Genomic DNA, 11,844 nt, shown 5'->3' with positions numbered 1-11,844 from the left:
ACAGAGGATGCTGGAAGATGATCAGACTTGAAGTTGCCGACCATGTCGCCGTGGTCACCATGGACAATGCGCCGGTCAATGCCCAGTCGATGGAGATGATCCACGGTCTTGCCGATGCCTTCGACGAGATCAGCGATCGCGACGACGTGCGCGTCGCCGTGTTGACGGGCGCGGGCAAGTGCTTTTCCGCCGGGGCCGATCTCAAGAACCGCCCCGACCTGTCAGCACCGGGTTCGACCTGGAAGCGGAACCGCGCGGTGCGGGAATCCAGCTATGCGATCATCGAATGCAACAAGCCGGTGATCGCCGCCGTCAATGGCCCGGCTCTGGGCGGCGGACTGGGGCTTGCCGCGAGCTGCGACATCATCGTGGCGTCCGAGAATGCGGTGTTCGGGCTGCCTGAGGTCGACGTGGGCCTGATGGGCGGCGGGAAACATGCCGCGCGTATCCTGCCGCATTCGATGGCCCGCCGCATGATGTTGACCGGCTGGCGGGCGCAAGCCGGCGAACTCTACCGGCGCGGTGTGATCGAGGCCTGCCTGCCGCAGGACGAACTGATGCCCTGGGTCATGGACATGGCCCGGACCATCGCTTCGAAGAGCCCGATGGCAACCCGCCTCGCCAAGGATTCCATGCGCACGATCGAGAACATGACCCTGCGCGACGGCTATCGCTACGAGCAGAACAACACGCACAAGCTTTCGAAGTCGGAAGATTCGAAGGAGGCGATTGCCGCCTTCCGGGAAAAGCGCCAGCCGGTGTTCCAGGGCCGCTAAGGTCGCCCGAAAACGATAAAGAAGATGCGGGAGATCGAGGAAATGACAGCGACGATGACGATCGAAGAGGCGCCGCCAGCGGCATCCGGCCCCAGGACCGCCGGCGCCTACGACTGGTACGTCGTCGCCATTCTCTTCTCGGTTTCGGTGCTCGGCTATATCGACCGGGTGATCCTCAGTTTCCTGGTGGAGGACATCAAGGCCGATCTCTCGCTATCCGATGCGGAACTGGGCGCGGTGACCGGCATGGCCTTCGCCGTGCTTTATGTTTTCGGGGGTGTTTTCATCGGGCGCATGCTCGATCGGGGACGGCGAGTGACGATCCTGGCCGCCTGCATCCTCGTCTGGTCCGTCGCTACGGCTGCGAGCGGCCTCGCCACCGGTTTCGTCACCCTGTTCATTGCCCGCATGTTTGTCGGCGTGGGTGAGGCGGGGCTCAATCCGGCGGCGATCGGCATCATTTCAAGCCGTTTTCCGCAGGACAAGGTGCAGAAGCCGATCGGGCTGTTCACCACCGGGCTCTACGTCGGCGGCGGCATGGCCATGATGCTGGGCGCGCATCTGCTCACCCGGTTTGCCGCAGGCGGGCCATACGACCTGCCCTTCATCGACAGCGCGGAGCCCTGGCGCGTGGTGTTCCTGCTACTGGCCGTGCCGGGGCTGTTCGTGGCGCTGCTGGTCCAGTCATCCGTCAGGGAAGAGCGTGGCGGCGGACAGCGCGCGGCGCCCGCCAAGGGGGAAGCCCTTGCCTTTGCCCGCGCCAACCGCAAGCTCATCGTGCTGCTGGCGCTCGGCATCGTGTCATGGTCGATGAACAACTACGGGTTGCTGAACTGGTACCCGGCGATGCTCATGCGTTCCTACGAAATGACCCCCGGTCTGGTGGCGACCACATATGGTCCCGCCTTCCTGCTGGGCGGCATCGCAGGGTGCCTTGCGGTTCATCCCTATTACAAGTGGCTGCGCTTCCGCTTCGGCGACAGGGCGGCCTACTACCTCAGCTTCTCGTCGATGGCGGTGCTGGCCGTGACCACGCTGGTCGGCCCGATCGTGCCCACGGTGCAGCTTGCAGTGGCGATGTCCTATGTGAACCTGTTCGTGAGTTCGATATCCGTGGCATCGATCTTCGTGCTTATCGTCGCGGTGGTGCCGCCCACCTTGCGAGGGCTCTACACCGGGCTGTACATGGCGCTCGTAAATCTCACCGGCGGGGCATTCGGCTCGGTCATGGTCGGATTGCTCACCGACCATGTCTACGGCGCTCACGGCCTCAATCTCTGGCTGACGACGATGGCGGCGGCCTTCGGACCGCTCGGGGCGCTGTTGATGTGCCTTGCCTCGCGGCAAGGCGGCGCCGGTACACGGATCGCAGCCGATTGACTTGGAACCGGGCTCGGCGCAGTGCTTGTCGTCGCGGGGCGCACGGGCTCTTCGTGAAGGCATGGAGCCCTGATTGTCCATCGATTTCGAGGCGCTCTTCGCGCTTTCTCCCAACCCCTACATCGTCGTTGACCGCAATCTCGATATTGCCTGGCTGAACGATGCCTATTCGCGCTCGACCATGCGGAGCCGGGAGGAACTGACCGGCCTGGGCATTTTCGAGGCTTTCCCGAGCGAGCCGGGGTCGGAAAGTCATGAGATGCTCAAGGCTTCCTTCGAGAGGGTCCTTGAAACGGCCAGTGCCGATGAACTGGCCTTTGTTCGTTACGATATACCACGCGCCGATGGCGGAATGGAGCGTCGCTACTGGAGTGCAACCCACACCCCCCTGTTCGGCAGCGACGGGCAGGTGGCGCATATTCTACAGCACACTGTCGACGTGACCGAACTTCACGGGCTGCGGCAATTGCGGGACGAGAAACATGTCGTCGAGCGCGCCAGGGCAGTGCAGGCCCGTAATCGCGACCTGGCGGCGGAAAGTCAGCGTCTGAAGACGATGTACGATCAGGCACCGGGCTTCATCGCCATCGTCGATGGGCCGGACCACGTCTTCACTATCGCCAACAATGCCTATCGCCAATTGACGGCGGGCCGTCCGATCATCGGCAAGACGGTGGCGGAAGGTTTGCCGGAAGTTGTGGAGCAGGGGTTCGTCGACCTGCTCGACGAGGTCTATCGTACCGGGATCCCCTATATCGGACGCGGTTCCCGGGTCTCTCTGGAGAGCAAGCGGACCGGACGTTTCGAGGATCGATATCTCGATTTCATCTATCAGCCGATCCTCGATGAGCGAGGTTCGGTCGTACAGATTTTCGTCCAGGGTCAGGACGTTACCGAGCAGTTCGAAGCGGTCGAACGGCAGCAATTGCTGATCGACGAACTCAACCACCGGGTCAAGAACACGCTCGCCATCGTGCAGAGCCTTGCCACCCAGTCCTTCCGCGACCCGAAATCCTTTGCCGACGCGAGACTGGTTTTCGAGGGGCGGCTGCGGGCACTCGCCGTCGCGCACGATTTGTTGACCGAACGAAGTTGGCAACCTGCGGAACTGAGCGTGACGGTGCGCGGCACGGTTGCGGCTGCGGTAGGATCGGCCATCGACCGGGTGCGCATCGATGGCCCGTCGGTGCTGCTCGTGCCGCACGCCTCGGTATCGATGGCACTGGCCATGCACGAGCTGGCGACCAATGCCGTGAAATACGGCGCGCTGTCGTCGGTCTCGGGGGAAATCGCGATAAACTGGCGAATTCTGGATGAGGAAGACGGCAGAAGGCTGGTGATCGATTGGCTTGAAAGCGGTGGCCCGATGGTCTCGCCGCCGGTCCGCCGCGGGTTCGGTACCCGTCTGATCGAACGCAGCTTTGCGGCTGACAAGGGCCAGTCGTCGATGGAGTTCGATCCGAAGGGGCTTCGCTGCCGATTTTCGCTCATGCTGCCGCAGGAGCCTGAAGTCGGGGGCAACAACTGAAACAGGAAGTGGCGGCGCTTTCCTTGAGCGCGCCGCCGCTTCCTGAAGGCTGATAGCCTTAACCGGTCGTTCCTTCAGACCATTGTTTCGGGCCGTACCAGCCGGTCGAAAGTCGCGTCGTCCACGAGTTCGAGCTCCAGCGCCGCCTCGCGCAGGGTCTGGCCCTTTGCATGGGCATGCTTGGCGATCTTGGCGGCATTGTCGTAGCCGATCTCGGGCGCAAGCGCGGTCACCAGCATCAGCGAGCGTTCGAGCAGTTCGGAGATACGCGCACGGTTGGGCTCTATCCCGTCCACGCAGCGTTCGGCAAAGCTGGTCATGCCCGTGGAGAGCAGATCGATCGAGCGGATCACCGCCGCGCCAATCATCGGCTTGAACACGTTAAGCTCGAATGCTCCCTGCAGCCCGCCGACGGTAACGGCCTGATGGTTGCCGATGACTTGCGCGGCCACCATCGTCAGCATCTCGCACTGGGTCGGATTGACCTTGCCGGGCATGATCGAACTGCCGGGCTCGTTCGCCGGGAGATCCAGTTCGCCGAGGCCGGAACGCGGGCCTGAACCCAGCAGACGCACATCGTTGGCGATCTTGGTGAGCGCGACGGCGAGGGTGGAGAGTGTGCCGGAAAGCTGGACGAGCGCGTCATTGCTGGCGAGCGCCTCGAATGTATTGGGCGCCTGGACGAAGTTCTTGCCGGTCTGCTCCGCGAGATCGGCGGCGACAGCCAGCCCGAAGCCCTCCGGGGCATTGAGGCCGGTGCCGACCGCCGTACCGCCCTGCGCCAGTCGCAGCACGCCCTTTTCGGCATCGCGGATGCGTTGATAGGCATCGCGAAGCTGCTGCACATAGCCGGAAAATTCCTGCCCGAGGGTGAGCGGGGTGGCATCCTGCAAGTGCGTGCGGCCGATCTTCACGATGTCCTGCCAGCTTTGTGCCTTGGCATCGAGCGACGCGGTAAGCCGGTCCAGCGCGGGCACGAGGTCGTCCTCGATCGACACGACTGCCGCGACATGAAGCGCGGTTGGAAAACTGTCGTTGGAGGACTGTCCGCGATTGACGTGGTCATTGGGATGCACCGGGGACTTGCCGCCGCGCTGGCCGCTGAGGATTTCGTTGGCGCGCCCGGCGATGACCTCGTTGACGTTCATGTTGCTCTGGGTACCGCTGCCGGTTTGCCAGATCACGAGCGGGAACTGGTCGTCGAGCTTGCCCTCCACCACCTCCGCAGCGGCGGCCTCGATGGCATCGGCGAGCCCGCCTTCAAGGCCGTGGGCGCGGTTCACCCGTGCCGCTGCCAGTTTGACGCGCGCAAGGGCGCGCACGATCGCAAGAGGCATGCGCTCGCTGGATGCGAAGGGGAAATTCTCGATGCTGCGCTGCGTTTGCGCACCCCAGTAGGCGGCTGCGGGAACTTCGATTTCACCGATGCTGTCGGATTCGCGACGAATATCCATGGCCGCAGCCTACTCCTCGTTGCCGGGCCGGGAACGTGGCCCTGAGCCGAGTTAGGAGTTCACTGCAAAGGATGCAACCAATTTGCTTTTGATAATCAATATCAAGTTATCGTTTCAAGCAGCATTCGCCACTCCTCTGGCAAGGGCGCCGGCCTACGACTATCGCGATCGACGTAGACATGCGTGAAATGCCCCTCGGCGGCCGCTGCTCCCGAACCTTCCACGAAGATGCCGAGGTGGTAGGTGACACTGCTCGAACCCAGTCTGGCGACGCGGATGCCGACTTCCAGCTTCTGCGGGAACTGCACCGAAGCGGCGTAGCGGCAGCCGGTTTCGACGACGAGGCCGATCGGATTGCCGTTCTCGACATCGAGCAGGCCTGCCTCGATCAACCATGCGTTCACGGCAGTGTCGAACCACGAATAGTAGACCACATTGTTGACGTGGCCGTAGACGTCGTTGTCGTGCCAGCGCGTGGTGATCGGTGTGAAGTGGCGATAGGTTTCGCGCGGGCGCAAGGGTTCGCGGCTCATAGTGCTGCCTCGTAGAGTTGACGCGCATCGTCAAGCGTGATCGGGCGCGGGTTGTTGCGCAGCAGGCGTTCCTGCAACATGGCGTCGGCGGCAAGCCTGTCCAGATCGGCGCGGGAAATGCCCACTTCGGCCAGACGGGATGGCATTCCTGCCGTTTCGGCCATGTTCCGCAGCGCTTCAAGCAGACCCTGGGCCTGCGCTTGCCCGCCAAGTCCTGCCAGCCCCGGATCGACCAGCGGGCCGAGCTGGGCGTAGAGCGGCAATGCGGCACTCATGTTGAACGCCAGCACATGGGGCAGCATGAGCACGTTGGACAGGCCGTGGGGAACGTGGAACCGGCCTCCGAGAGGATAGGCAAGGGCGTGTACCCCCGCCACCGGGGCATTGGCGAAGGCCACTCCCGCCAGATGCGCGCCGAGCAGCATGGCCTCGCGCGCGGCGATATTGGCGGGCTCGGTACAGGCGGTGAGGAGATTGCCTGCGAGCAGGGTCAGCGCCTCCCGGGCCAGCATGTCTGACAGCGGGTTCTTGAGATGCCGCGAGGTATAGGCTTCTATCGCATGGACCATCGCATCCATGCCGGTGGCGGCCGTCACTGCGCTGGGGAGACCGAGCGTCAACGCGGGGTCGAGCACGGCATTTCCTGCCACCAGCGCGGGTGAGGATACGCCCCGCTTCTCGTCGCCGGGCAGGGTTATGATCGAAACCGGCGTGGCTTCGGAACCGGTGCCGGCAGTCGTCGGGATCAGCACCAGCGGCAGGCCGGTGCCGCGTGCATTGCCCACGCCCCAGATCTTGTCGAGGTCATCGCCCGAGCCGAGCAGATAGGCTGCCAGCTTTGCGACATCCATCGGACTGCCACCGCCGAAACCGACGACACCGGCTGCCGCGATGTCCTGCCCCGCTGCCACGACAGCTTCTAGTGTCGCCCGGGAGGGGTCTGCTTCCACCGCGTCGAAAACCGCGACTGGCCGACCGGAGGTTCTCAGCGCTTCCAGCGCCGGTTCCGCCAGTCCCAGCGACACGATCTGGCGATCGGTGACGAACAGGACCGGGCCGTCGGGCAGCATGTCGGCAACCCGCCTGGCGGTGCCTTCACCGCAGGTCACGCGCGGGCCGTAAGTGAAGCTGAAGGGGGCGCTCATGCGAAGCCTTCCCCGCGCCGGGCAAGGTCGCGCAGCAGGGGCGAGACAGTGAAATCGGCCGGGAGACGGTCTGCGTGGCGGTTAAGCGCCTCGACGATCCTGGCAAGGCCTGTCTCCCCGGCCCAGAACATCGGGCCGCCGGTCCAGCGGGGCCAGCCGTAGCCATGGAGCCAGACCACGTCGATATCGGAAGCGCGCTGGGCGATCCTCTCCTCCAGGATTTTTGCCCCCTCATTGACCATCGTGTAGAGCGTGCGCACAACGATTTCCTCGTCTGCAATCTCTCGCGGGACGATGCCCTCGCGCTCTCGAAATTCCTCGATCAGGGCGGTGACGACCGGAGAGTTCGTGCGCTTGCGCTGTTCGTCATAATCATAGAAGCCCGCACCGGTTTTCTGGCCCCAGCGTCCCTGTGCGCAAAGGGCGTCCTTGAGGTTTTCGATCCGGGCGGGATCGCGGTGCCAGCCGATGTCCACCCCGGCGAGGTCGGTCATCTGGAACGGTCCCATGGGCATGCCGAAATCGGTGTGGACCTTGTCCACCTGATCGGGGCTGGCCCCTTCCAGGATCAGGGCCAGGGCATTGTCCTGCCGGGGGATCAGCATGCGATTGCCGATGAAGCCGTAGCAGACCCCCGCAACCACCGGAACTTTCCCGATCCTGCGGCCGAGCGCCATGGCGGTGGCAATCACATCCGGCGCCGTTTTCGCGCCGCGCACCACTTCCACCAGCTTCATCACATTGGCGGGCGAAAAGAAGTGCAGGCCGACCACGTCCTGCGGACGGGAAGTGCTTGCGGCGATTTCATCCACGTCGAGGTAGGACGTGTTGGATGCGAGGATCGCGCCGGGGCGGGCAACCTTGTCCAGCCGTGCGAAAACCTCTTTCTTCACGTCCATGTTCTCGTAGACCGCCTCGATCACGAGATCGCACTGGGCCAGAGCCTCGAAATCCAGGGTCGGCGAAAGTCGGTCCATCGCCGTCTCGACCTGTTCCGGGGTGAGGCGGCCCTTGGCGGCGCTCGCTTCGTAATTGCGGCGGATCACCCCGGTGCCGCGCTCCAATGCTTCGCCATTGGTCTCGACCATGGTGACGGGGATTCCCGCCGACAGGAAGTTCATGGCGATGCCGCCGCCCATCGTGCCTGCGCCGATGATGCCGACGCGGCCGATCTCGCGCAGGGGCGTGTCCTTGGGCAGATCCTCGATCCGTCCGGCGGAGCGCTCGGCAAAAAAGGCGTGGCGCAGCGCGCGGGACTGGTCACCGGCGACGAGATCGAGGAAGAGGCGGCGCTCCACCGCCATGCCTTCGGCAAATGGTAGCGCGGCGGCGGCCCTCACCGCCTCGACACAGGCGGCCGGGGCATGGAGGCCCTTGAACAGTCGGGGGTTGGCCGCCACGAACGCATCCGCGCTTCCCGCTTCGCCGGAGACTTCGCGCAAGCGGGTAGGGCGCGCGGGCAAGCCGGAAGCGGCCAGTTCGCGGGCGGCCGGAAGCAGTTCCGCGTAATCCGCAACCATGTGATCGACGAGCCCGATCCCGGCCGCCTTGGCCGCTGCGATGGGAGAGCCGGAGACGATCATCCGCAGAGCCTCGTCCAGGCCGACGAGACGGGGCAGACGCTGGGTGCCGCCAGCGCCCGGCAGGATGCCCAGGGTCACTTCCGGCAGGCCCAGCTTCGCCTCTTCAAGGGCAATGCGGTAATGGCAGGCGAGCGCGAGTTCGAGACCGCCGCCCAGCGCGGTGCCGTTGATCGCGGCGATCACCGGTTTGGGGCAGGTCTCGATCGCGTCCAGCACATCGGGCAGTTGGGGATCGGCAAGTGGTTTGCCGAACTCGGAAATATCGGCCCCGGCGCTGAACAGCCTGCCCGCGCCGGTCAGGATTATCGCGGTTACCGCGTCGTCCGAGGCGGCACGGGCTACTGCTTCGGAAAGACCCGCGCGCACGGAAGCGCCGAGCGCGTTGACCGGCGGATTGTCCAGGGTGATCTCGAGAATGGTGCCGGAAAGGGCCGTGCGGATCATGGGGAACTCCAGAAGGTAAAGAGCGGGGATCGGGGCAGGAAGGAAGGGCTCAGCCGCCGTTGAACCGGGGCGGGCGCTTCTCGCGAAAGGCGGTCACGGCGTCGCGGTGGTCGCCGGTCTGTCCGAGCAGGGGCTGCATCGTGGCTTCGAAGTCTAGAAAGGTCTCGAAGCTCATCGCGGGAGCTGCGGCGAACTGGCGCTTGGCGAGATGAAGCGCGGTGGCGGGCCCTTCGGCGATATCGCGCGCGAGTTTCATGGCGCGGTCCATCAGGGCATCTCCCGGCAGGACTTCCATGGCAAGGCCGAGCGCGAGGGCTTCTTCGGCACGGACCTCGCGTCCGGAATAGACGATCTCCCGTGCGCGCATCGGATTGACGGTGCGCAGGAAGTGCCAGGCGAGGCCCGCATCCGGAGCATAGCCGATGCGGCGGAAAGTGGCGGCGAAGCGTGCTTCTTCACCGGCGAGCACGATATCGGCGGCGAGGGCGAAGCCCCACGCCGCGCCAATGCAAACGCCGTCCACCGCAGCGATCACCGGAGCGCGGAAGCGGGCTACCGCGCGGGCCATGGCATGAAGGAGATGCATCCGGGCCAGGAAGTCCTCGGGGCCAGTGTCTCCCATTTCGCCGATATCCGCGCCGGAGCAGAAGTTGCCTTCGCTCCCGGTAAGGACGACGGCGCGGACGGAACGATCCGCGTCCAGCGCGGCAAAGGCATCGACGAAATCCCGCCGCATCGCCATGGTGAAGGCATTCTTCGCGCGTGGGCGATCGAAGGCGACAATGGCGACCGGGCCATCGCGGGTGACTGTAATGCTCATGCCCCCGGCTTAGGCTGCCTGTCCTTTCGGCAGGAGGCCAAGTGCGCGGGGGCGGCCATATTCACGGATATGATGGGGCCTTATGCTAGTTTACAACCTGGGGTGCGGGTGCAACGAGCCCGAAAGTACCCCTGGGCGCCTCGAACAGGCCCAGAAAGGCCTTGAGCCGCCCGGCCCGATCCTCGTCCAGCGGATCGACCGGCGGCGTGTTCGTGATCGCGGCGACGAGCTGGGCGTGGGTCATTTCGAGCCGCGGCGCTGCAGGTACGCCCGGCCCGACCGGCTGATGGATCAGTACGCCGCTGCGCACGTCGATGTGCTGCGCTTCCTTCCCGCCATCCAGCGCGAGATCGAGCGTCATCGGCTGCGCGAGGGCGCGTTCCGGGACCAGCCTCACGGCGAGCAGGTTGAGTATCTCGTCCAGCGAAAGTGCGGGGATCGAGCCGGCTACGGAATCGAACCCGGCCTGTTTCACGCCTTCGCGCAGTTCTTTCGCGCCGGAGAGGAAGGCGTTGCGCCACATCGAGCTTGTCGCCTCGTAGCCCTGCTGTTCCAGGCTGTCGGCCAGGGCGAGTTTGGCGGCGCGGTTGTCCGGCTCTGCGAAGACAAGGCGGGAGAGCAGTTCCGATGCCCAGCGATAGTCGCCCCCCTCGATGGCCTTGCGTCCTTGCGCCAGCACCGCGTCCGGCCCGCCCATCGCCGCGACATATTTCGGCGCGGCCGCTTGCGGCGGCAGCGGGTTCAGGTTCGCCGGGTTGCCGTCGTACCATCCCATGTAGCGCTGGTAGACCGCCTTGGCGTTGTGGCTGAGGGTTCCATAATAGCCCTGATTGAACCAGCGATCGGCAAGCGGTGCAGGCAGCTTGAGGTTCTCCGCGATTTCCGTGCCGTTCAGGCCCTGGTTCATCATTCTTACCGACTGGTCGTGCAGGTACTTGTACATGTCCCGGTGAGCAGAGAGGTAGTCCAGGATCTTCGCATTGCCCCAATGCGGCCAGAAATGGGAGGTGATGAGCGTATCCGTACCCGCGCCGTAAAGCCGGATGGATTCGGTGAGGTCGTCCGCCCAGGCCTTTGCATCGCGGACCTGCGCACCTCGCAGGGTCAGGATGTTGTGCAGCGAGGAATTGGCGTTTTCCGCCATGTCCAGCACGCGCAGGCCGGGGAAATAGATCGCCATTTCCGCCGGGGCCTCGGTATTGGGCATGTACTGGAATTCGAGCTGCACGCCATCGATCGTCGCTGTTTCGCCGGTCTTGTGGATTTCGCGCGTGGGCGGGAGCATCCGGACCGTGCCGGTCGCCATGCCGAGGCGGTTGAAGGCCGGGCCGATGCCGTCGCTCACGTCGGCTCTGGCGCCGGTTCCCAGCAGGTGGCCGAAGGCATATGTGGCGCGGCGGCTCATGGCCGGGCCTGCGATCACGTTTTCGGAAATCGCTTCCTTGAGGAATCCGCCGGGCGCGATGATCGGCACTTTTCGGCGCGCGGCTTCTTCGGCGCCGATGACACCCGCAGCGCCGCCGAAATGGTCGATATGGCTATGGGTGTAGATCACCGCGACGACCTGCCGGTCGCCGAGCTTCGCGCGCACGAGGTCCATCGCCGCCTTCGCGCTTTCCACGGTGGTGAGGGTGTCGACGACGATATAGCCGGTCTTCCCCAGCACCACGGTCAGGTTGGCGAGTTCGATCCCGCGCACCTGATAGACGCGGTCCGTCACCTTGAAGAGCCCCGATTGCGACAGGAGCTGCGCGTTGCGCCAGAGGCTGGGATTGACGCTGTCCGGGCGCGGGCCCTTGAACATGTCGAGTTCGGAGAGATCGCGGATCTTGCGGCCGTCTTCCTTCGCGATCACTCTGCCGGGAATGCCCGCGATGAACCCGCGGCTGGCAAGTTCGAAATCCTCCCGGTCGTTCCACGGCAACCGGGATGTGGTTTCCTCGAAGTAGCGCAAGGTGGCGGGCGAGGCGGGTTTCGATTCGGCGGTGCCGGCGTCCTGCGCATGAGCGGTTCCGGCGGCGAAAGCGGCGAGGGAGATCGCGGCAACTACCGCTTTCGAATGTATGCGACGGGTCATGGGCATCCTCTTTGCGACCGGCGCCGGGTGTCGTTCCCCGGCCAGACAGCCGCCGCACTGTCCTCGCGGGCCGGCCACCGGCAAACCCCGCGAGGATCGGCGCG

9 protein-coding genes are annotated in these 11,844 nt (G+C 64.8%); 3 read left to right on the top strand and 6 right to left on the bottom strand.

From position 1 onward, the window contains the following. The first annotated feature begins 17 nt into the window (after window positions 1-17). From ACLIMP_RS20140 to ACLIMP_RS20130, 3 genes are all read left to right on the top strand, one after another. Window positions 18-776: an enoyl-CoA hydratase/isomerase family protein gene (locus ACLIMP_RS20140; protein ID WP_185999723.1), complete on the top strand. Its 759-nt coding sequence runs from the start codon at window positions 18-20 to the stop codon at window positions 774-776. A 42-nt stretch (window positions 777-818) separates the two neighbouring features. Further along, complete coding sequence (locus ACLIMP_RS20135) at window positions 819-2,156, top strand: MFS transporter (protein WP_443478895.1); 1,338 nt, start codon at window positions 819-821, stop codon at window positions 2,154-2,156. A gap of 73 nt (window positions 2,157-2,229) precedes the next feature. After that, window positions 2,230-3,684, top strand: coding sequence for a sensor histidine kinase (locus tag ACLIMP_RS20130; protein ID WP_185999721.1), 1,455 nt, complete (start codon window positions 2,230-2,232; stop codon window positions 3,682-3,684). Between the two features lie 74 nt (window positions 3,685-3,758). On the opposite strand, the gene fumC is transcribed toward ACLIMP_RS20130, so the two are convergent. From fumC to ACLIMP_RS20100, 6 genes are all read right to left on the bottom strand, one after another. Then, the gene (fumC, locus tag ACLIMP_RS20125; protein ID WP_185999720.1) at window positions 3,759-5,138 is read right to left on the bottom strand and encodes a class II fumarate hydratase; all 1,380 of its coding nucleotides are present in this window, start codon (window positions 5,136-5,138) and stop codon (window positions 3,759-3,761) included. A 101-nt stretch (window positions 5,139-5,239) separates the two neighbouring features. Next, window positions 5,240-5,671 (bottom strand): acyl-CoA thioesterase, encoded by a 432-nt coding sequence (locus tag ACLIMP_RS20120; RefSeq protein WP_185999719.1) that lies wholly within the window; start codon window positions 5,669-5,671, stop codon window positions 5,240-5,242. After that, complete coding sequence (locus ACLIMP_RS20115; RefSeq protein ID WP_185999718.1) at window positions 5,668-6,816, bottom strand: iron-containing alcohol dehydrogenase; 1,149 nt, start codon at window positions 6,814-6,816, stop codon at window positions 5,668-5,670. The genes ACLIMP_RS20120 and ACLIMP_RS20115 overlap by 4 nt, the downstream gene beginning before the upstream one ends. Next, a complete protein-coding gene (locus ACLIMP_RS20110) occupies window positions 6,813-8,843 on the bottom strand; it encodes a 3-hydroxyacyl-CoA dehydrogenase NAD-binding domain-containing protein (protein ID WP_185999717.1) in 2,031 nt (676 codons plus the stop codon). Before ACLIMP_RS20110 ends, ACLIMP_RS20115 begins: the two co-directional genes overlap by 4 nt. Before the next feature lie 49 nt (window positions 8,844-8,892). Beyond that, on the bottom strand, window positions 8,893-9,663 hold the full coding sequence (locus tag ACLIMP_RS20105; RefSeq protein ID WP_185999716.1) for an enoyl-CoA hydratase/isomerase family protein: 771 nt from the start codon (window positions 9,661-9,663) through the stop codon (window positions 8,893-8,895). Window positions 9,664-9,748: 85 nt separating this feature from the next. Further along, window positions 9,749-11,740 (bottom strand): alkyl/aryl-sulfatase, encoded by a 1,992-nt coding sequence (locus ACLIMP_RS20100; protein WP_443478894.1) that lies wholly within the window; start codon window positions 11,738-11,740, stop codon window positions 9,749-9,751. Window positions 11,741-11,844 lie beyond the last annotated feature (104 nt).

This window comes from Novosphingobium aeonii (genome assembly GCF_052279045.1).
Taxonomy (GTDB): domain Bacteria; phylum Pseudomonadota; class Alphaproteobacteria; order Sphingomonadales; family Sphingomonadaceae; genus Novosphingobium.
The sequence above is the reverse complement of the archived record's forward strand: the minus strand, read 5'-3'. Positions and strand labels throughout refer to the sequence as shown.

What these genes read in the sequence shown, in the direction of transcription:
- ACLIMP_RS20140 (WP_185999723.1), top strand. Translation starts at nt 18, where the DNA reads ATGATCAGACTTGAAGTTGCCGACCATGTCGCCGTGGTCACCATGGAC.
- ACLIMP_RS20135 (WP_443478895.1), top strand. Translation starts at nt 819, where the DNA reads ATGACAGCGACGATGACGATCGAAGAGGCGCCGCCAGCGGCATCCGGC.
- fumC (WP_185999720.1), bottom strand. Translation starts at nt 5,138, where the DNA reads ATGGATATTCGTCGCGAATCCGACAGCATCGGTGAAATCGAAGTTCCC.
- ACLIMP_RS20120 (WP_185999719.1), bottom strand. Translation starts at nt 5,671, where the DNA reads ATGAGCCGCGAACCCTTGCGCCCGCGCGAAACCTATCGCCACTTCACA.
- ACLIMP_RS20115 (WP_185999718.1), bottom strand. Translation starts at nt 6,816, where the DNA reads ATGAGCGCCCCCTTCAGCTTCACTTACGGCCCGCGCGTGACCTGCGGT.
- ACLIMP_RS20110 (WP_185999717.1), bottom strand. Translation starts at nt 8,843, where the DNA reads ATGATCCGCACGGCCCTTTCCGGCACCATTCTCGAGATCACCCTGGAC.
- ACLIMP_RS20105 (WP_185999716.1), bottom strand. Translation starts at nt 9,663, where the DNA reads ATGAGCATTACAGTCACCCGCGATGGCCCGGTCGCCATTGTCGCCTTC.
- ACLIMP_RS20100 (WP_443478894.1), bottom strand. Translation starts at nt 11,740, where the DNA reads ATGACCCGTCGCATACATTCGAAAGCGGTAGTTGCCGCGATCTCCCTC.